The following is a 20,491-nucleotide window of genomic DNA, read 5'->3' as shown; positions in this document are numbered from 1 at the left end:
ATCACTATCACTGTAATGAAACACTAATGACTTCTTACATAAAAACCAGGAGGACGCCCCATAATGAACGTGGAGCCGTACGGATATCCAGAAAATGTCCCGAATCCACCGTATCCAGGGAAACCGCCTAAACCTGAGAACACACCAGGGCTCACATAATACCCGCTAAAGCCGATATGAGAACCAACCGGCCCAATATGTGCTCCTCCGCCGCTAAAACCGCCTCCATGAAAGCCTCCGTATACTCGTGGATACATACCATCACCTGCCTTCGGCTAACACCTATCACATCATATGCATGACAAATGGAGCGGTGTTCCGGCTTTTTCTATTACTTCTATGTACAATAGACCAATTCGAGAAAATTTGAATGAAAAGTCCTGCAAAAAATTAAATTAAGCAAAGAAAGGTGACCTTTTTAACTTGTTGCCTTGCCCTATATTTATTTAGAATAATGGGGCAGGTAACAAATTTGCACACCCCCTTTGTTGCGAATTCTTCTTATTAAACGTTCTTGTAGCGTTTAATAAGAAGAGCCTATTAACCACATAAAAAAACCCTTGCTGACGATCATCAACAAGGGCAAGAGATACATAGTGGATTAGCCACCAATGATTTTTTCTGCTACTTCGAAAGAACCCGCAACGTTTTGAGTCAGAACTGACGCAGCGATCGCTAAACCTACAACGAATAATACTTTTAGACCTGTTTTCATCTTAAATCAACCCCATTCTTTTCATATGTAAATCCGCTTCTAAACTTTTGTTCAAGTAAAAAACAGACTGCTCATAAAGTGCTTGCTTTTCACAATACTTAGCCGCAAAATGTGAAAGCTCTTTTACTTCATGATATTCATTCTTCTCTTCTAACTTTCTTAATTTCTCATCAATTTGCTGAAATCTTTGTGGTGCATTCGTTAAGTAAAGGTCATGGACGATGCCTATTTTCAGCTGAAACACTTCATGAGAAGCATCTTTTATTCTCGCATACGCAGCCTCTATATATTGGCTTGCACGCTGCTTTTCACCAATCACACAGAGTTCTCGGCTAATCAGATACGTAGAATGGAAAAAGAAATCCGACTCGTAATATTCTTGATGGGACAATGCTTTTTCAAGGTGACGTACTGACTCTTTCGGTTTGTTCCAAAATGAATACAAAATGGCCACATTGTGATGAAGCTGAGCCAGCATAAAATCATCCTGCTCGCTTGTCAAAACCTCTTCCGCCAGACGATAATTTTCAAGTGCCTCTTCATACCGGCCGATCTCTGTCTGATTCGCCGCTATGAGAGAATACGAAAGGGCCGTTCTTCTTTCATAATGCTTATGCCGTTTATAAACGTGAAGAGCTCTGCGAATATAGCTTAATGAGAGCATGATATGACTAAGCCGGTAGTAAAGCCAGGCCACCTTAAAATCAAAATCAGCACGTTCGATCTCACTTGGAATTTTATCTAAGAGCTTTTCAGCACTTTGATACATTTGCAATGCAACCTCATAGTTCCCTTGATGTTGCTCATACACACCCTCATAAAAATCAAAATAGTAGGCAAGTCGGTTAGATAAGTCCTCCTCTTTTTTTCCGTGAAGACTTTCTATACTTTTGGTTGAAACACTGCCCTTTTGACCTCTTAAATTGTACATGAGAATGTGATGCCTCTTCTCAAGAAGAGAATAATACATCAGGATGTCCGCATCATCAATTTCCTCTACTGCTTGTTTCGCTTTAGCAAATAGCCGTTCTGCCTCATCTGCATGATCTTTTTTAATTTCCATGTTCCAGTCATTTAATAATGATGCCAATTCCGCAACAGGAATCTTGCTCATTCTACACCCCCAATCACCTACAGCTGCAACACATGATTTCACTAAATATGGAACTTCTATTAGCAATTGCTAATTAGTCCATTTGAGATCATTTTAATATGAATCACTTGAATCTTCAATAACCGTTTCCTTTGAAGATGCGTTTCTTTCTTCTAGTCAATGAAGTTTGCGTACAAATTCCGCCTTTTTTCAATTTTAAAGTAACCTATCATCTCGTGATGAAATGAAAAAAGCCCTTTTTCGGGGCTTTTTGTCTTTATTCCAATCGTATGATGGTAAGTGCAGCTCCAACAGACCCTCCCCCAAGTAACACCACTGCTGCGACTAAACCGAAAATTTGGAGAGAAATTTGGTTACCTGCTGCAAGTGTTGTAATGAGTGATACGTTGTAGGTAGATGCTGATAAAGCGGGTGTTAATATTGAACCAGCAATGGCAGATCCGCTGTTAATCAGCCTTGTTCCAGCAAGCAGCGCTGCATTTGTGTTCACTTGATATGTGATGAAATAGCGACCTGAGACTGGCACTGTAAAAATCGTATTTCCACCACTTGCTGTAAAACCATCTAAGCTCTGATTATTAGGCAGAGAAACCGCTGTCCCGCCTAAGACAACAAGCACTGTACTTCCCGACGTATTGGATGCGTACATTGAGTTAGCGGTTACAATTGTGCCGGTCGCGCCGGTTACTCCAGTTACACCTGTTGGGCCTGTTGGACCCGTTGCGCCTGTTACTCCGGTTGAGCCGGTTGCACCCGTTATTCCGGTTGACCCCGTTGCACCTGTTACTCCGGTTGAGCCGGTTGAACCTGTTGCACCCGTTATTCCGGTTGCCCCCGTTGCTCCGGTTGAGCCGGTTGCTCCCGTTGCTCCGGTTACTCCTGTTGCTCCCGTTGCGCCTGTTGCACCCGTTGCACCTGTTGCTCCCGTTGCACCTGTTGCTCCCGTTGCACCTGTTGCTCCCGTTGCACCTGTTGCTCCTGTTGCACCTGTTATTCCAGTTGCGCCTGTTGCTCCGGTTACTCCTGTTGCTCCCGTTGCGCCTGTTGCACCCGTTGCACCTGTTGCTCCTGTTATTCCAGTTGCGCCTGTTGCACCCGTTGCTCCGGTTACTCCTGTTGCTCCCGTCGAACCTGTTATTCCGGTTGAGCCTGTTGCTCCGGTTATTCCTGTTGCACCTGTTGCTCCCGTCGGGCCTGTTGGACCCGTTATTCCTCCACACATATTAAGCTGGGCGCACATGCCTCTCACTTCTTTCAAGCTGTGGAATCTTCAAGACATACACACTAATACTGATAATTGAGAGAAAAAGAAACGACAATACTCCCAGTCGAGGTCCCACCAGTAGCTACAATCCCAATGGAGTTCAGATCACTAAGTGTAATGGATTGGCTCTCTCCTGGAGCTACAGTGAAGTCTGGAACAGCCGCACCGTTGACCTCTAATGTCACAGTTGGAGCTACAGCCACGATTCCGTTGTTTTCCACCATAATGGTCCCGTTTATGACAAATGGTGTTCCATCCGTCCAAACGACTACTGGATCCGCTGCTGCTGCTAAATCGACTGTGAAACATACCGCATCATTCACAAATCCTGTTTGCTCATTACTACACCCGCCTAATATAGCCATTTTAACCCTCCTTCAACCTATTCTTGATAGACTATGATCTAGTGATCTACGAAGATTGTGCGATTATCCCAGACTCACAGCCTTATTTTTTTCCTTTGCACCATGTTCAATTGAATATCTAAGCATGCTTGCACCTTTTCAACGGTTTGCTGATTGAAAATCAACATCATATCTTTGACAGTAATCGAGCGACTTTCTCCCTTTTGAACACATATATCATGACATGCTCTTCTCGTTTGAATCGTGATAGTAACTGGCACATCTTGATCATCATGATGATGCAAAACCACTGTTGCTGTATTGAGTAATTTTGTTCCATTCCGCCAGATTTCAACCGAACTGGGCGATGTTGAAAAACCAAGAAGGATGTGGTGAGGTTCTATGTTCTTTAAAATGAGTGCATCATAGACGGGCAGATCTGCTTCAATCATTCCGCATAAAAAAGAAAGATCAACAAGGATCTTTGAACTGGATCGATATAAAACTTTCTGACAACATGTCGATCGCATGCAGCATGGGACAAGAAGCTCTAGCACCACACAATTCTGTTCTTCATTGATGGAAAGCAGAGAAAAATAGCAAGTCTTAAACACACTTTTTTCAAAGAACACCCATGAGTAGAAAGGTTCTCCATCTTCCATGAGTAGCAAAAAAGGAGGACTCATTGAACGCTTGTGAGTAAAGCTTTCATTTTTTGTTTGATTGTTTATCTCTTTCAGTTTACTCATCAACAGGTTTGTCACTTTCCATCAGCCCAATTCAATGCTGTATACAAATCCATATGGTCTTTTATCATATGTGCCTTTGACTATTTTGTGCGATTCGCCTAAAGATCAGTAAACTAATTATCAGCGCAGCTTTTCATTTATCCAGTTTCTTTATATAATATGAACAATAACTTCCGCGCCTCAGTAGCTCTAGAAGGGAAGAGCGCCGTAAAACAAATTGTAGCTAACGGGTCGCAAGGCAAGGGTTTCAGAAGCACCGAAAAGCACACGAGCTGAGACAGGTGAAATTCCTGTCGGTGAAATTCCGTAGGGAAGCGTGTTGCCCCTAGCCTATGCTTACGAAAGGAGTGCGGGTTCGAATCCCGTCTGAGGCTTATGAGGTAGATGGAATGGGAGGATAAAATATCATGCATGTGTTTGAAGAGTATGTAAGCAACATTGGTAATCCAGAGCTGAAGCAGCGCACGCAAGACATTTTACAATGGATATTAGACACATTCCCTCAACTAGAGCCAAGAATTGCTTGGAATCAGCCCATGTTCACAGACCATGGCACATTTATTATTGGGTTTAGCGTGGCAAAACATCACATTTCTGTCGCACCAGAAGGTAAAGGAATTGAACACTTTTCAGCTGACATTGTACAAGCGGGTTACGATCATGGAAAAAAGATGTTTCGCATGAAGGAAAGCTTGCCAGTTGACTATCCTCTCCTAAAGAAAATCATCGAATTTAATATCGAAGACAAAGCGGATTGTACAACGTTTTGGCGAAAATAAAAAGAACCCCGATCTGATCCATAAACAGATCGGGGCATTTTACTACAACATGTTATTTTGTTCTTTTCCTTACAACTTTCTGCTCAAGCCACTCATAACATGACAAGATGGCATTCACGTTCTTTTGGCATATCGGCAAATAAACAACAGTGACCGCTGTTAAACTCGCTATGATAGCACCTGCTAAGACATCAAATGGATAATGGACACCGACCCAAATCCTTGAAAAACCAACGGCGCACGCTACAAACAGCCAGTAAACATGGCGTTTGTGAAAGAGCCAAAAGATTAGACAAACAGAAAAAATAAAGATGGTATGATCACTCGGGAAAGAGTTATTCACTTCCTTATGAATCAAAAGATTGACGTGGCTCATTTCTGCAAAGGGCTGCTGATTGAAATAAAAGATCCCTGCGATTTTCCCAAGTAACTCTGCTAATATGAAGGTCAGTCCGGCAGATACGACCATCGCCCTATTGTACCTGCTGCGATTTTGAAACCATACAAACAGACACATGAGCGCTGCTAACAGCACTGTATATTCAGCTAGTCCAATAAATATTGGATTCAAGTAACTATGATCAATACTGAGCTGATTCACCCACCTAAATAAATCTTCATTGAATCCCCGCATCTCATTTCATTCCTTTTTCCTCGATTTATGACAAGGATAAATGAAATAAGATAACTCCTCCATCGAATGAACGAACAAACTATGGAATCATATGACATGTTTGTCACTTTGCTATCACTAAACATTATTCACTTTCTGGTCTAAAGAGAGTGATGTTGCTCCCATTCCTTTTTAAGTAAAGCATATTGGTACGTGTTTTCATATTTAGGGGTGCCGTCCTCATATGTAGTAAAAGAAATAAACTCAAGAAAAAGGCCTTCTTTTCGCATGCATAGTCGCTCACATAATGCCTGGGAACGGACATTATCATCTTCTACATAGGCATAAAGCCGCCTTGCTGCCTTTTCTACAAACAAATAGAACAAAAATGCTTCAGCACTCTCTCGTGCATATCCCTTTCCTTCATAAGCTTCATTGAAATTCCAGCCGATTGAATACGTATCAGGCTCCTCTTTTAAATGAAACAACTCACCGATCGTCTGCCCACTTTCTTTTAAACAAACCGCTATATATGAATGATGTTCTTTTCTCTTTTGCACGATAGCCAAAGCTTCTTCTAATGTAGAAATTCGATCAGCGAGAAAACAATTTACTCTTGGATTAGACAAGTACTCAAGCATCCCTGCCGCATCTTCATCGCAAAACGGTCTAAGAATTAAACGATTCGTTTCTATTTGATTCATACATAACTCCTCTTTGCATCATTTCGTATTTTCTAGCCTCTCCATATTTTAGATGAGATGGACAGACTTTGACAATCAAGTTATCGTAAACTGTCTTCAATAAATGAAACTCATTAAAAATATTTTGCTATTAAATAATTTGATCAAAACTGATAAAATAGAACCTATGTTTCTATTTTATGAAAAAGGGGTTACACGATATGATCAAAACAGTGGATGGCAACATTTTAGAGGCAAGTGAAGACATCATCTGTCACCAGGTGAATTGTAAAGGCGTCATGGGCGCTGGATTAGCCAAACAAATCAAAAGCAAATACCCCAATGTATACAAAGAGTATAAACAATTATGTACAGAACAAGGAGATGACTTGCTAAGTTCCGTTCAACTCATCTCAACAAATGACGGAAAAACAATTGCCAACCTATTCGCTCAAACCGGATACGGAAGAAAAAGAATGCAAACGGATTACGATGCCTTACGCAGCTGCTTACAAAGCTTAAAAGACACAGTAACCCATTTTAATGAAAAGAAAAACCAAACGTCCATCGCCATTCCTTACGGGATTGGCTGTGGACTGGCGGGCGGCGATTGGACAATTGTTGAAGGCATGATTGAAGAGATATTAGGCGGGTGTGAAGTGATGGTTTATCGGTTTAGATAAAGTGAAAAGAAAGATTTGATTAGAAAAGAATATTGTGTTTTTCGATATTTTTGTTTTCGTGAATTGGTTTCTTTGACATGATAATCAATACACAGTTGATTCCATATGTATTGATTTTTATTTTTTTGCTAAGTATGTCTGTTTTGTAATTGATTACTAGGGGGGCATTATTGAATAAGAGCACCATTTCTGCTTGGAATGATGCTCTCAATATGTTCTCTAGTCTTTAATCTATCAAAACGAATTTTATAACATCTCTAAAAGTTACTCCAATGTAGAGAGGTATTTTTCTAAATATTTTTTACCAGAATTACTTTTAGGTATAATACCTAGATGATTATATTTCCAAATAGTTTTTCTTTCATGAGGGTTTGTATTCAAAAGGTCATCATAATTAAATTCTATATTAAAATGCCCCGTATCATCAAATATCATTGTGAAGTTTGTCCAAGGTTCTTGACCATTTTGTTCAAACTCTCTCTTAAGTTCTTGGATACAGTCAACTAATTGATGCCATCTTTCTTTGTATTCATGTTCACTCACTTCAAACAGTTCAGTGATCTCATGACTATATACCAGTTTCCCCTCATTTTCTTTAGATGAAAAATAAAAGTAAACAGTTTGAGAACCTTCAACTACCTCACCATATAAATAGACCTTTCCCCATTCAATTGGTATTGTTCCCACTACAACATCAACTATCTCTTTATATAAATGTTCTATTTTTTCTTCTTTCATTACTTTTTACCTCCATACACATTGTCGAACCTTTTGATTTCCCATTCATCATCACCGATTTTATATTTAATATCAAAAGTTTCTGGGCGTAGAGAATCCCCTTTATAGTTAGGTGTAATCTTCACTTTAACTTTATCACCATTTTGAAGTGCATCAGCCCAAGTGTTTTCAAGCTTTTTCCACTCACCTTTGTTTAAATTCCCATTCATCGGCACAAGATTATCAATATCTCCAGATCCTTTAAAAATTGAAGCAATTAAATGCCCACCATCGTCATCTAGTAATCTGTCAGGCTTTCCTGAATTGGATTGGGCGTATTGGTTTCTTTTGATCTCTCCGTATTTTAAATCACTTGCTTCGACTTTGACAATACGTCCGTAGTGATCGGTTGTGTAGGTGTACCCTTGCTTTGTTGAATAAACGACATTCGGTTTTAATACTTTCTTACGTTTCCATCTCACATAGTGGTCTCCATAACTAACGACGATTGGCGGTGATTTTGGTGCTAGTAAGCGTCTGCCTGTCTTAGAGATGCCATATCCTGAATTGTTGTCTAGACGCTTTGCCATGGAGAGGAGTTTATTTTTGAGATTTTCTCCGTCAAACACGTTATACGGCAGCTTCGGGCCGCCAGCCAGTTGAAACTTTGGTGAGTATGGCAATAGATTCGGAAGAGAGACTCTGTCTACTGATTTTGCTACTTGTTCAAGGCCTTTCTTCATCGTACAGAAAATAGCCAATAAAAATAAGACACCCCAATAGAGGGTGTTTTTTAACCTCTCTCCTTTAACACTTTCAAGAAAACGTCACTAAGTAAGATTCCAAAAGCTTCTGTATCACTTTCATCATCTTCTTCAACAATAAATAACCCTCCTTAAATTTGGAGGGCAATGTGTTAGTTGTTTTCTTCTTTATTTTATATATATTCTTCTAGAAATTCCCTAACCGATTTTCTTTTTGGGTATATTCCTAAATTCTCATATGCCCATATGGCTTTTCTTTGTGATCCATTTAAACCTGAATTTAAGACATCATCATAACCAAATTCAATTGATAGCTTTCCTGTGTGTTCTAGTTCAAGGGTAGCTGTTGTCCATACCTGTTCATTATGTTTTATACATTCTTCTCTCAATTGTATGAATAACTCTTGCATTCTAATTAAAATATTAACGTATACTCGTTCACTAACTTGAAAGTCGTCAGGAATATTATGACCATAGAAATATTTCTCTTCATCAGTGCAAAAATAAAAAGCAACCTCTGATGAATCATTTAACACTTCGGAGTAAAGCCAAACTTTATGCCATTCAATTGGTATGATTTCGTGTATATTCTCGGCAATTTCTTTATAGAGTTCTGACATTTTATTTGTTTCCACTAAGGTTAACCTCCATACTCATTTTTTATATAAATATAATCTGTGCTTTCCCCTATTTTATATTTCACTTCGAAAGCTGAAGGCCTTAAGGAGTCTGAATGGTAGACTGCCTCAATATAGACAGAGACTTTTTCAGGCGGAACCTCTTTGAGTGCAGACAACCATTCCTGCTCCATCTGATACCATTTCCCACCACTACGATTAATTTGTGAATTCATCGGAAGTAGGTTATCAATATCCCCAGACCCTTTAAAAATAGTTGCGATTAAATGACCTCCATCATCATCCAGTAATCGGTCCGGCTTGCCTGAATTGGATTGGGCATATTGGTTTCTTGTAACTTCTCCGTATTTTAAATCACTTGCTTCGACTTTGACAATACGTCCGTAGTGATCGGTTGTGTAGGTGTACCCTTGCTTTGTTGAATAAACGACATTCGGTTTTAATACTTTCTTACGTTTCCATCTCACATAGTGGTCTCCATAACTAACGACGGTTGGCGGTGATTTTGGTGCTGGTAAGCGTCTACCTGTCTGAGAGATGCCGTAGCCTGAATTGTTGTCTAGACGCTTTGCCATGGAGAGGAGTTTATTTTTGAGATTTTCTCCGTCAAACACGTTATACGGTAACTTCGGTCCACCTGCCATTTGAAACTTTGGTGAGTACGGCAAGAGATTCGGAAGAGAGACTCTGTCTAATGATCTTGCTCCTTGTTCAAGCCCTTTCTTCACTGTAGTTTTCGCTGCGGTTGTCCCCGTTTTTGTGATCGCTCCCGCCCCTTTAGAACCAAAGACAATTTCTGAGAGTGAACCAGTCGCATAGGCGAGAACCAGTGTGACCATGAATACGCATCACCATCTATGACTTTTTCGAATGAGTCTGAAATCGCTTTTCCAATCGCTTTTGATGTTTCAGTTATAAATATTGGCATATAAAAACCCTCCTTTAATTGGAGGGGAATTGTATTAGTAATTGTTTTCTCATTTATTTTTTATAAAATTTAGCACAGCTTCTTTATCTTCCTCATCATCGGGTAAAAATCCAAACGTTTCATATTCCCAAACTGCTATTCTCTGTATATTGTCAATACCTAAAGAAAATACATCATCGTAACCAAAATCTGTTGACATTTTTCCTGAATAAGTAAATTTCATTTTTACAGTTGTCCATTTATCTGATTGTTCTTTAGTATACTCTTCCCTCAACTGTCTTAGCTTTCTTTGTAAGTTAATCAACATGCTATCATATGTGTCTTCACTAACCTGATATTGATCTGGGATGTTGTGTGAATAAAAATATTCCTCTTTATTAGGAATCGTAAAATAAAAGAGAGCAGATGCAGAGTCATCTAACATTTCTGCATACATCCAAATTGTATCCCATTCCACTGGAATCATTTCATTTAAATTTTCAGCTATTTCTCTATATAAGCTTTCCATCTCTTTTGTTTCCATTTGTTCATCCTCCTGGTCTGTTATATATTGTGTCTGTATAAACTCTTCCGTCTATCTTGTATTTGACTAGGAATTCAGATGGTCTTAACGAATCGGATTCATAAAATGCTTTTATTGAAACAGTCACAGCTTTAGGTGGATCAGTTTTCAAAGCTTTCAACCACCGTTGTTCCATCTCATACCATTTCCCGCCACTTCTATTAATCTGTGAACTCATCGGAACAAGGTTATCAATATCCCCAGACCCTTTAAAAATAGAAGCAATCAAGTGACCTCCGTCATCTTTTGATAATCGATCCGGCTTTCCTGAATTGGATTGGGCGTATTGGTTTCTTTTGATCTCTCCGTATTTTAAATCACTTGCTTCGACTTTGACAATACGTCCGTAGTGATCGGTTGTGTAGGTGTACCCTTGCTTTGTTGAATAAACGACATTCGGTTTTAATACTTTCTTACGTTTCCATCTCACATAGTGGTCTCCATAACTAACGACGGTTGGCGGTGATTTTGGTGCTGGTAAGCGTCTACCTGTCTGAGAAATGCCGTAGCCTGAATTGTTGTCTAGACGCTTTGCCATGGAGAGGAGTTTATTTTTGAGATTTTCTCCGTCAAACACGTTATACGGTAGCTTCGGTCCACCAGCCATTTGAAACTTTGGTGAGTACGGCAATAGATTCGGAAGAGAGACTCTGTCTAATGATTTTGCTCCTTGTTCGAGCCCTTTCTTCACTGTAGTTTTCGCTGCGGTTGTCCCCGTTTTTGTGATGGCTCCCGCCCCTTTAGAACCAAAGACAATTTCTGCGAGTGAACCAGTCGCATAGGCGAACCAGTGTGACCGTGAATACGCATCACCATCTATGACTTCTTTTTCGAATGAGTCTGCAATCGCTTTTCCAATCGCTTTTGATGTTTCGATGGGATGAGAAACAGCCGTGACGACTGATTCTACGGCACCTCCAGGATCTGTTACAAGATCGTAGATGCCAACTACTGTATCTTTGGCCACATCATATAGACCCACTGCAGCACCTTTTACACTATCAACAAATACATCTGATGCTTCTTCCTGCGCTTTGATTTGGAGCAGCTGGCTATAATACAATTTTTGATCGTAAGAAAGATTTTCATATCCAATTTCGTCTACAATCTCAAAGTATTTCTCTACTGATATACACGAAGGATCATTGAGTTTTTCCTTCAATTCTTTGATTCTTCGTTTCTCTTTTTCTTCTTTTTTCACTTTTAAGTAAGCTTTCACCTGTGCATCAATTTTATCATGATTCTTGTACACATCTGTCTCGTGAAATGCTTTTGCATCATAATACATCGGCTGAGCGTTCTTACCTTTTCCTGTAGCAGCCATCATTTTTGTATAAAAAGTTGCAAGATGTTTCTCAATCGCTTCTGATTTTTCGTACTCTGTTTTTAGCACATGATCTAATGTATGTATAGCCTCAATTGCATCTTTTCTTTTTTTGTTCGCATCATCTAAATGCTCATCTACCTCTTTGCTGGAAAATGTCTGTAATTCAATCAAATCACTAATATCGTCAAAAATCGTTGATAGAGCTTCTTTTTGTTCGTTGACCATATCTTTATTGTTCTGAATGCCTTGCTTCAATTGAGCATCTAGGAAGTGTTCATCAATAAATGTACTCCCGCCTAATGATTCATCATCCAGCTTTCCTTTCACTCCATCTAAAAAAGCCTTTTGCATATCGATAAAATCAAGATAAGTGTCTGTGTATAGTGCAAGATCATTATAAAAAGCTTTGATATTATCAGCACCTTTTCCAGTAAACTCATCACCTAATCCCGATACACCTTTCAGTGCTTTTTTCACAAGTTTCATCTCTTCTTGGAGCTCATGATAGGCCTTTGATCTCTGTTCAACAGCCGATAGTAAAGATGGAGCATCTAATATTTTCATATAAAAAAGACTCCTTTTATGGAATATTCTTTTACTAGAATACCATAAGGAGCCTGACACTTTAATCCATTTTATTGTTTATTAACCAATTATCCATACAGAGCTGCCTCTTGATGCGACTGTTTTGAAAAACACGCCTGTGTCATGCCATGCATAAAAGTAGGTCTTTTATTGATCTTTTAGTTTTTTGAAAACCACAAATTGATATAATCCAAATAGTACGGTTAAGATGATAATTGCAGTAAATATCTGATCGGCTGGAAGCAAGAAATATACGACAATAAAAGATAAAAGCAAAACAAAATAACCTATGCTGAACGCTTTTTTGAATGTCATTTATTCGACCTCCTTTTTCAATCCTATCACGTTTCTCCTCACTATATAACCAATTTTTCCCTAACGAACAAAAAAAGACCCTACCCATTTAAGGACAGGCGTTTTATTTTAATGCTTTTTTGAGTATCGTCTTTGTGGATAATTAGAAGTTCTTAATGATTCATTTAAAAATGAATGATGCCCAATTCTACTGCCGTTTTAATTGCTTCAGCTCTTGATGTCACTTCTAGTTTTTGATAAATATTTGTTAAATGCGCTTTTACCGTTCTTTCTGAAATCCCCATATCAAATGCGATTTCTTTACTTCTAAAACCTCTTGCCACCGCTTGCAAAACAAGCAGCTCTTTTCCAGTCAGCAAGCTGTTCTCTCTTTCTGTTTTTTCTTGAGTTTCCTGATGTTCTGTTGACTCAAAAATTTTTGTAGCTACATTTGATTGAAGTAAAATGTCTCCTCTTATAGCAGCTTCAATCGTGTTAAATAAATTTTCTCTACTGGCATCTTTTAATAGGTAGCCTTTTGCACCCAATTTCAGCCCTTGAACCATCAATTTATCTTCATTATATGTAGTCAGTATGAGCACTGGAATATTTAATTGAAGAGATTGTATTTCTCTCAGCATATCAAGCCCATTCATTCTAGGCATGTTCAGATCGAGTAACACAAGGTCCGGCGCTTCCTTCTTCATCACATCCAGTCCAATATCTCCATCTTCCGCTTCTCCAACTACTTCAAACCGGTGATCTGTTTCAAGAATTAATTTTAATCCTTCTCTAACTACATAATGGTCATCAACAATCACAATTCGATAAGACAATGTATTTACTCCTTTTTCAAAGGTATGGTAACCGTTACTTGTGTACCTTCATTTTTTGTACTTTTCAAGCAGATTTGTCCGTTTACGAGTCGTACACGTTCTGTCATACCAATTATGCCATAATGTCCAAAAGTGGATTCATTTTTTTTCTCATCAAATCCCACTCCATTATCTTTAACTTCTAAATAAATGTGGTCGTCTTGTTGTTCCAAGACCACCCAAACGAGACTGGCTTTGGCATGTTTTGCGATATTTGTTAAGCATTCACTGACAATATAAATAGTATGTTCTATAAGAAAAGGCGACACTTGATAAGAGTCAGATATTTTCTTATGAACTGGAATATTCGTCGCCTCCATAAAACGATTAACTTCACTCTTAACCGAATCAGCTAAATCATGTTGATCTTTCCCTTGCATTCTAAGATCGTCAATAACCATTCGTGCCTCAGCCAATGTTTTTCGCGCTTGGCTCATTGAACCTTTAATAATATTTTGAGCACGCGTCACATTCTGCTTGTCTAAGTGTGCTTGAACTGCTTCAAGCTGCATAATAATACCTGCAAGTCCTTGGGCTAGAGTATCGTGTAGGTCTCGCGCCATTCTTTGACGTTCATTTGCAAGTGTCAGCTCCTCAACTTGTCGGTGTGCGAGCTCTAGCTCTTTTAGAAAGGTTTGTGTTCTAATTCTAGCTTTCACTTGTCTAAAAAATAAGATAGAATACGCGATGACCACAATTAAAATTAAAAATAAAATAGGAATGTATACCGTCAGATCATCTGTATCATTAACTAAAATAAGTGCAAGAAAGAAAAGCACATAAAAGCTAAGCCCTGTCAATATCACCTTCAAGGTATGATAGTACACACCAATACTTTGTGCAATGAGAACCGGTAAGAGACCTATTAGGATGACAGGGGAGGCTGCTTGCATGACTGAGACACAAAGTAAAACGATAATCCCTTGAATCAAAAAATATACCCATGGATTATTTTGGAACCAATAGAATGACCACCAATGTAATATAAGATGTATGATAATGAGTGCAGAAAAAAACAAACCCGACATCGACCATTGTGTAGTGATAAATTGAAAAATCATTGCCGCCACATAAACCAATGTGACCCACAACAACGTAGGGATACGCGAATATATCATTTCATTAAATGGGTCTACCCTTCTCTTCACCATAAAATGCTCACCTTCCTACCCCCATATTAACACAAAAATACCGCCCGCCTTTTATTGAGGCAACGGCGGTATTAGTTACATTCTTACAGTTCATATCTAATATATTAGATCACCTTTTTTTCTTTTTGTGAAATTGACTCTCCTTCAATATCTATATGTGGAAGCCAACGTGCTAGCCATTTAGGCAAGTACCAACTTGCACGTCCTAATAGCATCATACAAGCCGGAATAAACGTCATCCGTATAACAAATGCGTCAAATAAAACACCAAATGCCAACGTTAATCCCATTGTTTTAATAATCAAATCTTCCGCAAAAATAAAACTTGCAAAGACGAAAATCATAATCAAACCGGCTGCAGTTACGACCCTACCACTGTGTTTCAATCCTGAAACAACAGATTTCTTTGCATCGCCTGTTAAAATGAATTCTTCCCTCATTCTACTTACTAGGAATACTTCATAATCCATTGCAAGACCGAATAAGATTCCGGTTACTAGTACAGGCATAAAATTAAGTAATGGCCCAGCAGCAGGTATTCCAAACCATTGCGCTAGGTGACCATCCTGTAATACAAAAACAGCAAATCCTAATGTAGCACTCAGTGTCATTAAGAAACCTAGTACTGCTTTGAATGGAACAAGTAATGATCTAAATACAAGAATCATTAAAATAAAAGCAAAACCAATGATAACTCCTGCAAATTTAGGCAATGCTTTACTAAGCCTATCTGAAATATCGATATTAATTGCAGTGGAACCAGTGACAAGGAATTTAGTACCTTTTACACTAGACTCATTTCGAATATCTTTCACTAATTGCTTCGTTTCTTTCTCTTCTGGACCACTCTTAGGTAGAATGGTTAATATTGCGTACTGACCAGATGAATCAGGGATCGCCGGGGTTAACTGTTTGATGCCATCCATTTTCTCTAACAATTTTGATGATTTTTCAATAGCTTTCATTTCCTTACTCGATTTAGAGGCATCCATGATGACAACAAGTGGTCCATTAAACCCCTTACCAAAACCTTCTGCTAAAAGATCATAGCCTTTTCGCTCGGTGGTTTCTTTACCTTTCATACCGTTATCAGGAAGACCAAGCTCCATATGAAGTGCAGGCCAGCTGATCAAGCCTGTCAATAAAATAACACCTATCATAATTCTTCCTGGATATTTCTGAATAAACCTACCCCAGCGTGTGGTTTCTTTCTCTTTTTTTGTTTGTATGCTGGCAAACAATTTATTCTTCCGTGAAGGACTCACCTTGTCTTTAAGTATCCCCAATATGGATGGTACAATTGTCAGAGAAACAAGCATAACAGATAGCACCATAAATGCTGCTACAACTCCCATGACCCCCAAAAATGGAATATCAACTAATACAAGTCCACATAGTGCAATAATGACAGTTACCCCAGCGAACAATACAGCACTTCCAGCTGTACCTACAGCTCTTCCCGCTGCCTCTTCTAAATCATAACCTTCCGCTAACAGCTGTCGATATCTTGAAATAATAAACAGTGCATAATCAATTCCCACTGCAAGTCCAATCATTACAGCTAATGTAAGGCTAAACGCAGACATATCCACAAAATTTGACGTGATCAAAATGGCCATAACGCCAATGATTAAACCAATGACAGCCGTTAATATTGGTAATCCTGCAACTAAAAGTGAAGCAAATGTAAAAGCTAAAATCAAGAACGCTAGGACAATACCTAAAACTTCCGAAATGCCTCCAACTTCAATTTCTGAAAACGTGACTGAGCCACCTAATTCCGTTTGAATGCCAGCATTTCTTGAAATTTCAATACTATCCAATACCTTTGTTTTAGAGGATTCCTTGACTTTATCTGCTTTTACTCGATAGGTAATATCTGCATACCCTATTTTCTTATCTTTGCTTATGGCAAATGTCTGATACAAATCCGTCACTTGCTTTACTGCTTTATCTTTCTTAATTTCTTTAATCGTCTCATTTATTTTAAGCTTAACTTTCTTTGTCTCTAAAGTTTCGTCTTTAGGCGCTTTAAAGATTAGACGGATCGTTCCTCCATCTTCACCTGCAGGAAACTTTTTTTTCAATAGGTCCATGGCTTTCTCAGATTTTGTTCCTGGAATCGACATATCCCCATTAAATGAAACGCCTGTCCCTATTGTTGCGGCAACGATCGCAACTAAAACTAGTAACCAACCAATAAACATTCTTTTAGGCTTAGAGAAAGAAAACTTCCCTAAGTTATATAAAAATTTTGCCATTCACTTACTCCCTTTTCTTTAAATTCATTCTATTTATCACTTATATTCTACGCAATAGACTAGTTAAATAAAATTGTACTTTTGGGCAAAAGGAATTGTACATTTAGGAAAAAAAAAAGGACGCCTATTGAGGCTCCTTTGAGAGATTATGAAACAGCTGATTTTTGTCGTGGTCTGTTGATTTTTCCAACAAACATATATCCATGTTTATGATGATTCGCCGCCCATGATATGAAAATTGGTCCGACAACAGCAAGCACTGTTATTAAAATAGTACTTATGGAAAAAGGATACTCCTTTAATTGTGTCCAAAGTAAAACGGCTATCCCAAGAAAATAGCCATGAAGTAAATAGATTGTAAATGAATACTGGCTAATCATCTGTACAAAGGCAGGGACTTTTTTCACTTTTGAAAACATAAGAAAACATAAGAAAATAAAGCTTACTGTATAGAGTACAACATCTGGTCTTTTAGAAGAAATTGTGAAAAAACCTAAATATGAATTAGATAAAACATTCATTGCTGAAATGATGATCAACCCGTAAACAGCAAACTGAAAACGATACAGTAATGCTATAAATTGGTGATAATGTTTCCCGCAATAATAAGCTAAGCAAAAATAGAATAACCATCCTGGGAATGGAATCCACTCTAATCCGAACATTGGATTTGGTAATTGAGGCTGCGGTATTTTAACAAAATTCCACAAACTTAAATAACCGATCGTTATCATAAATGAAATGGATAATACCCACTTTGGGGAAATAAGATGATTAAATTTATGAAACACCATATGCAATAGATAAAATTGAAAAATAATTAAAACAAAATAACCAATATAATTTCCCAAAAACACATTTGCAGAGGCTCTTTTGAAGAAATCAATTAATCCCCAATTGATTGATGCCGAATACATGAGTGCATCTATTATTCCGATAAATACAAAGGGGAAAAAAATAGCTTTGATCCTCTTCCACATAAAACCTTTTGGTGTGCCGTCTGGATAAGCATGTGCCAATAAAAACTCTGAAATGAAAATAAAGCTTGGTGTACTGAACATAAGTAAAGCTGTAAAAATGGATGATTGTTGTGGACTTGATAGGATGGCAATTGCATGGATAAGAACTACACTCAAGCATGATATACACCTAATAAAAAAAACTTCTTTTATTTGCATCAATAATTCCCCCTTTTTCTATAAAACATGTATCATTTTAACAATTTTCTTCTCCTCTAAATAGAGCCACTATGACTATATTAAATACAGTCAGCATTTTGTTCCTCTTATTTTAGATCCATAAATACCGTCAATTCCAAACAAATCAACCAGTTAGAAGCGTTTAACATATTTGTTGTCTTTGGTCCATAGTAGCCATCTACCCCATTGTTTTTTGATCCATTAGCCGGATAGAAGTATACAACAGTAAATGCCTTCTTTCATTTTTTCACTTTTTACTCCTGTAAGATGCATAGAAAAAAGCCGCCCAGAATGGACGACCTACTCACTCACTTTTATTTGTTCATTATTTCTTTAAACCTTCCATGTCATCACTTTGATGGATCTATTTTCGTTCTTGAGTACAATAAAACCCCTTGAAGCCAATGACTCCAAGGGGTTTTATTTATTAATACTGAGACATATACTGATCGCGTTCCCATGGGTGTACTTGGGTGCGGAACATATCCCATTCGATTTCTTTTGATTCGATGAAATGCTCGAATAAGTGATCACCTAGTGCGTTGACCATTACTTCGTTTGACTTGAGAAGCTCAAGTGCTTCTGCAAGTGTTGCAGGCAGATCAGAGATGCCGTTTTCAAGGCGCTCTTCTTTGTCCATGACATAGATGTTTCTGTCGATTGGAGCTGGTGCGTCTAGTTTGTTTTTGATGCCGTCAAGACCTGCTGCAAGTAATACGCTTAGTGCAAGGTATGGGTTTGCAGATGGGTCTACGCTGCGCACTTCTACACGTGTGCTGATACCGCGTGATGCTGGGATACGGATCAATGGGCTACGGTTTTGTGCACTCCATGCCACATAGCAAGGTGCTTCATAACCAGGTACAAGACGCTTGTAAGAGTTCACCGTTGGGTTTGTGACCGCTGTGAAGCTTGTTGCGTGCTTCACGATACCTGCGATAAAGTGTCTAGCTGTCTCGCTTAATTGTAAATCTGCTTTTTCATCAAAGAATGCGTTTTTGCCATTTTTGAATAATGATAGGTTACAGTGCATACCAGATCCGTTTACACCGAACAATGGTTTTGGCATGAATGTCGCATGAAGTCCGTGCTTTCTCGCAATTGTTTTAACAACGAGTTTGAACGTTTGAATGTCATCACAAGAGCGGATAGCGCCTGCATATTTAAAGTCAATTTCATGCTGTCCAGGTGCTACTTCGTGGTGAGACGCTTCAATTTCAAAGCCCATTTCTTCAAGCTCAAGCACGATATCACGGCGGCAGTTTTCGCCTAGATCTGTTGGTGCAAGGTCAAAGTATCCACCTTTATCGTTTAGTTCAAGCGTTGGTTCGCCTTTTTCATCTAATTTAAATAAGAAGAATTCTGGCTCAGGTCCAAGGTTGAAATCACTAAATCCTAGGTCTTCCATTTCCTTTAAAATACGCTTTAAGTTGTTACGTGGGTCTCCATCAAATGGCGTCCCGTCTGGTTTGTAAATGTCACAAATAAAGCGTGCAACTTTACCTTTTTCTGCTGTCCAAGGGAAAATAACAAATGTGTTGAGGTCTGGGTATAGATACATATCTGATTCCTCAATACGTACGAAACCTTCAATAGATGAACCGTCAAACATACATTTGTTATCGAGAGCTTTTTCTAACTGGCTCACAGGAATCTCAACATTTTTAATCGTTCCGAGAATGTCTGTAAATTGCAGACGGATGTACTTTACGTTTTCCTCATTTACTAATTTTACGATATCTTCTCTTGTGTATTTTGCCATTTCGTAAAACTCCTCCCCTACAAAAGGTAAAATTGTATAGCAATGCTTTTGCTAATTGGTTAACGGAAGAACCTTGACATATCCCCCTGCCTAAAGGTCGTTCCTTGTTGGAAACGTCCAGCCTGAATGAGTTCCTTCTTCAGTAGCTTCCTGAGTTCATCATCTGTCAAGTTGTGCTTCGCTGTGGTTTTCTCCTCGGTCTTTGCATCAGACACTGGATGTTCTGCCTCAGCTTTGGCAAAAAGTTTTTTGATTCCTGCCATGTTTACACCTTGTTCGATGAGGTTTTTAATTTCTAGTAATTTATCAACATCATGGAAAGAAAATAATCGGCGATTCCCATCACTTCTTGCTGGAAATACTAATCCATTTTCCTCATAATAGCGAATTTGCCTTGCAGATAATTCTGTTAGCTGCATGACAATCCCAATTGGGAATAAAGGCATTGAGCGGCGAATGTTATCACTCATCTCAACTGTCTCCT

21 protein-coding genes and 1 pseudogene are annotated in these 20,491 nt (G+C 38.6%); 2 read left to right on the top strand and 20 right to left on the bottom strand.

Annotated elements, in window-relative coordinates; translation table 11 throughout:
• Window positions 1–23: 23 nt before the first annotated feature.
• The 5 genes from MKX52_RS08375 to MKX52_RS08355 form a co-directional block, all read right to left on the bottom strand.
• Window positions 24–257, bottom strand: a complete 234-nt coding sequence (locus tag MKX52_RS08375) for a hypothetical protein (protein WP_342491786.1) — start codon at window positions 255–257, stop codon at window positions 24–26.
• Window positions 258–716: 459 nt separating this feature from the next.
• Window positions 717–1,829, bottom strand: coding sequence for a tetratricopeptide repeat protein (locus MKX52_RS08370; RefSeq protein WP_144456615.1), 1,113 nt, complete (start codon window positions 1,827–1,829; stop codon window positions 717–719).
• 256 nt (window positions 1,830–2,085) lie between these two features.
• The gene (locus tag MKX52_RS08365; protein WP_342491879.1) at window positions 2,086–3,069 is read right to left on the bottom strand and encodes a collagen-like protein; all 984 of its coding nucleotides are present in this window, start codon (window positions 3,067–3,069) and stop codon (window positions 2,086–2,088) included.
• A gap of 44 nt (window positions 3,070–3,113) precedes the next feature.
• On the bottom strand, window positions 3,114–3,458 hold the full coding sequence (locus MKX52_RS08360) for an S-Ena type endospore appendage (protein WP_012010072.1): 345 nt from the start codon (window positions 3,456–3,458) through the stop codon (window positions 3,114–3,116).
• A 74-nt stretch (window positions 3,459–3,532) separates the two neighbouring features.
• The gene (locus MKX52_RS08355) at window positions 3,533–4,186 is read right to left on the bottom strand and encodes a CotZ-related putative spore coat protein (RefSeq protein WP_342491785.1); all 654 of its coding nucleotides are present in this window, start codon (window positions 4,184–4,186) and stop codon (window positions 3,533–3,535) included.
• A 407-nt stretch (window positions 4,187–4,593) separates the two neighbouring features.
• Between MKX52_RS08355 and MKX52_RS08350 the strand changes: the two genes are divergently transcribed.
• On the top strand, window positions 4,594–4,965 hold the full coding sequence (locus tag MKX52_RS08350) for an iron chaperone (protein ID WP_012010070.1): 372 nt from the start codon (window positions 4,594–4,596) through the stop codon (window positions 4,963–4,965).
• Between the two features lie 52 nt (window positions 4,966–5,017).
• Here MKX52_RS08350 and MKX52_RS08345 read toward each other — a convergent pair whose 3' ends face one another.
• Window positions 5,018–5,599 carry an undecaprenyl-diphosphatase gene (locus MKX52_RS08345; protein ID WP_342491784.1) on the bottom strand — a complete coding sequence of 194 codons (582 nt, stop codon included), beginning with the start codon at window positions 5,597–5,599 and terminating at the stop codon, window positions 5,018–5,020.
• A 140-nt stretch (window positions 5,600–5,739) separates the two neighbouring features.
• Window positions 5,740–6,282: a GNAT family N-acetyltransferase gene (locus MKX52_RS08340; RefSeq protein ID WP_342491783.1), complete on the bottom strand. Its 543-nt coding sequence runs from the start codon at window positions 6,280–6,282 to the stop codon at window positions 5,740–5,742.
• Between the two features lie 200 nt (window positions 6,283–6,482).
• On the opposite strand from MKX52_RS08340, the gene MKX52_RS08335 reads away from it, so the two are divergent.
• Window positions 6,483–6,944, top strand: a complete 462-nt coding sequence (locus MKX52_RS08335) for a macro domain-containing protein (RefSeq protein WP_342491782.1) — start codon at window positions 6,483–6,485, stop codon at window positions 6,942–6,944.
• A 264-nt stretch (window positions 6,945–7,208) separates the two neighbouring features.
• On the opposite strand, the gene MKX52_RS08330 is transcribed toward MKX52_RS08335, so the two are convergent.
• The 13 genes and pseudogenes from MKX52_RS08330 to MKX52_RS08270 all read right to left on the bottom strand — a co-directional run bounded on the left by MKX52_RS08330 (window position 7,209) and on the right by MKX52_RS08270 (window position 20,477).
• Window positions 7,209–7,682: an antitoxin YezG family protein gene (locus MKX52_RS08330; protein WP_012010066.1), complete on the bottom strand. Its 474-nt coding sequence runs from the start codon at window positions 7,680–7,682 to the stop codon at window positions 7,209–7,211.
• A pseudogene (locus MKX52_RS08325) lies at window positions 7,682–8,407 on the bottom strand (DNA/RNA non-specific endonuclease); the annotation flags it as partial. The gene MKX52_RS08330 and the pseudogene MKX52_RS08325, both read right to left, overlap by 1 nt.
• Window positions 8,408–8,598: 191 nt before the next feature.
• Window positions 8,599–9,060: an antitoxin YezG family protein gene (locus MKX52_RS08320; protein WP_342491781.1), complete on the bottom strand. Its 462-nt coding sequence runs from the start codon at window positions 9,058–9,060 to the stop codon at window positions 8,599–8,601.
• 5 nt (window positions 9,061–9,065) lie between these two features.
• Complete coding sequence (locus MKX52_RS08315) at window positions 9,066–9,902, bottom strand: DNA/RNA non-specific endonuclease (protein WP_342491780.1); 837 nt, start codon at window positions 9,900–9,902, stop codon at window positions 9,066–9,068.
• A 138-nt stretch (window positions 9,903–10,040) separates the two neighbouring features.
• The gene (locus MKX52_RS08310; protein ID WP_236832164.1) at window positions 10,041–10,514 is read right to left on the bottom strand and encodes an immunity protein YezG family protein; all 474 of its coding nucleotides are present in this window, start codon (window positions 10,512–10,514) and stop codon (window positions 10,041–10,043) included.
• A gap of 4 nt (window positions 10,515–10,518) precedes the next feature.
• Window positions 10,519–12,444, bottom strand: a complete 1,926-nt coding sequence (locus tag MKX52_RS08305; RefSeq protein WP_342491779.1) for a T7SS effector LXG polymorphic toxin — start codon at window positions 12,442–12,444, stop codon at window positions 10,519–10,521.
• Window positions 12,445–12,612: 168 nt separating this feature from the next.
• On the bottom strand, window positions 12,613–12,780 hold the full coding sequence (locus MKX52_RS08300; RefSeq protein WP_186325066.1) for a hypothetical protein: 168 nt from the start codon (window positions 12,778–12,780) through the stop codon (window positions 12,613–12,615).
• Window positions 12,781–12,944: 164 nt separating this feature from the next.
• Complete coding sequence (locus MKX52_RS08295) at window positions 12,945–13,595, bottom strand: response regulator transcription factor (RefSeq protein ID WP_342491778.1); 651 nt, start codon at window positions 13,593–13,595, stop codon at window positions 12,945–12,947.
• 5 nt (window positions 13,596–13,600) lie between these two features.
• Window positions 13,601–14,785 (bottom strand): sensor histidine kinase, encoded by a 1,185-nt coding sequence (locus MKX52_RS08290; RefSeq protein ID WP_216886824.1) that lies wholly within the window; start codon window positions 14,783–14,785, stop codon window positions 13,601–13,603.
• A 104-nt stretch (window positions 14,786–14,889) separates the two neighbouring features.
• A complete protein-coding gene (locus MKX52_RS08285) occupies window positions 14,890–17,046 on the bottom strand; it encodes an MMPL family transporter (RefSeq protein ID WP_224925399.1) in 2,157 nt (718 codons plus the stop codon).
• Window positions 17,047–17,192: 146 nt separating this feature from the next.
• Window positions 17,193–18,224: an acyltransferase family protein gene (locus tag MKX52_RS08280; RefSeq protein WP_224925398.1), complete on the bottom strand. Its 1,032-nt coding sequence runs from the start codon at window positions 18,222–18,224 to the stop codon at window positions 17,193–17,195.
• Between the two features lie 448 nt (window positions 18,225–18,672).
• Complete coding sequence (glnA, locus tag MKX52_RS08275) at window positions 18,673–20,007, bottom strand: type I glutamate--ammonia ligase (RefSeq protein WP_012010051.1); 1,335 nt, start codon at window positions 20,005–20,007, stop codon at window positions 18,673–18,675.
• A gap of 59 nt (window positions 20,008–20,066) precedes the next feature.
• Window positions 20,067–20,477, bottom strand: a complete 411-nt coding sequence (locus MKX52_RS08270) for a MerR family transcriptional regulator (RefSeq protein WP_012010050.1) — start codon at window positions 20,475–20,477, stop codon at window positions 20,067–20,069.
• Window positions 20,478–20,491: the final 14 nt, after the last annotated feature.

This window comes from Bacillus sp. FSL R5-0422 (assembly GCF_038610765.1).
Lineage (GTDB): Bacteria > Bacillota > Bacilli > Bacillales > Bacillaceae > Bacillus > Bacillus pumilus_O.
This window is presented reverse-complemented; position numbering and strand designations above follow the sequence as displayed.

Excerpts from the sequence above, each read along its gene's own strand:
- glnA (WP_012010051.1), bottom strand. The coding sequence starts at position 20,007 with ATGGCAAAATACACAAGAGAAGATATCGTAAAATTAGTAAATGAGGAA.
- MKX52_RS08375 (WP_342491786.1), bottom strand. The coding sequence starts at position 257 with ATGTATCCACGAGTATACGGAGGCTTTCATGGAGGCGGTTTTAGCGGC.
- MKX52_RS08370 (WP_144456615.1), bottom strand. The coding sequence starts at position 1,829 with ATGAGCAAGATTCCTGTTGCGGAATTGGCATCATTATTAAATGACTGG.
- MKX52_RS08345 (WP_342491784.1), bottom strand. The coding sequence starts at position 5,599 with ATGCGGGGATTCAATGAAGATTTATTTAGGTGGGTGAATCAGCTCAGT.
- MKX52_RS08335 (WP_342491782.1), top strand. The coding sequence starts at position 6,483 with ATGATCAAAACAGTGGATGGCAACATTTTAGAGGCAAGTGAAGACATC.
- MKX52_RS08355 (WP_342491785.1), bottom strand. The coding sequence starts at position 4,186 with ATGAGTAAACTGAAAGAGATAAACAATCAAACAAAAAATGAAAGCTTT.
- MKX52_RS08290 (WP_216886824.1), bottom strand. The coding sequence starts at position 14,785 with ATGGTGAAGAGAAGGGTAGACCCATTTAATGAAATGATATATTCGCGT.
- MKX52_RS08330 (WP_012010066.1), bottom strand. The coding sequence starts at position 7,682 with ATGAAAGAAGAAAAAATAGAACATTTATATAAAGAGATAGTTGATGTT.
- MKX52_RS08365 (WP_342491879.1), bottom strand. The coding sequence starts at position 3,069 with ATGTGCGCCCAGCTTAATATGTGTGGAGGAATAACGGGTCCAACAGGC.
- MKX52_RS08300 (WP_186325066.1), bottom strand. The coding sequence starts at position 12,780 with ATGACATTCAAAAAAGCGTTCAGCATAGGTTATTTTGTTTTGCTTTTA.
- MKX52_RS08315 (WP_342491780.1), bottom strand. The coding sequence starts at position 9,902 with ATGGTCACACTGGTTCTCGCCTATGCGACTGGTTCACTCTCAGAAATT.
- MKX52_RS08305 (WP_342491779.1), bottom strand. The coding sequence starts at position 12,444 with ATGAAAATATTAGATGCTCCATCTTTACTATCGGCTGTTGAACAGAGA.
- MKX52_RS08360 (WP_012010072.1), bottom strand. The coding sequence starts at position 3,458 with ATGGCTATATTAGGCGGGTGTAGTAATGAGCAAACAGGATTTGTGAAT.
- MKX52_RS08310 (WP_236832164.1), bottom strand. The coding sequence starts at position 10,514 with ATGGAAACAAAAGAGATGGAAAGCTTATATAGAGAAATAGCTGAAAAT.
- MKX52_RS08280 (WP_224925398.1), bottom strand. The coding sequence starts at position 18,224 with ATGCAAATAAAAGAAGTTTTTTTTATTAGGTGTATATCATGCTTGAGT.
- MKX52_RS08285 (WP_224925399.1), bottom strand. The coding sequence starts at position 17,046 with ATGGCAAAATTTTTATATAACTTAGGGAAGTTTTCTTTCTCTAAGCCT.
- MKX52_RS08270 (WP_012010050.1), bottom strand. The coding sequence starts at position 20,477 with ATGAGTGATAACATTCGCCGCTCAATGCCTTTATTCCCAATTGGGATT.
- MKX52_RS08350 (WP_012010070.1), top strand. The coding sequence starts at position 4,594 with ATGCATGTGTTTGAAGAGTATGTAAGCAACATTGGTAATCCAGAGCTG.
- MKX52_RS08340 (WP_342491783.1), bottom strand. The coding sequence starts at position 6,282 with ATGAATCAAATAGAAACGAATCGTTTAATTCTTAGACCGTTTTGCGAT.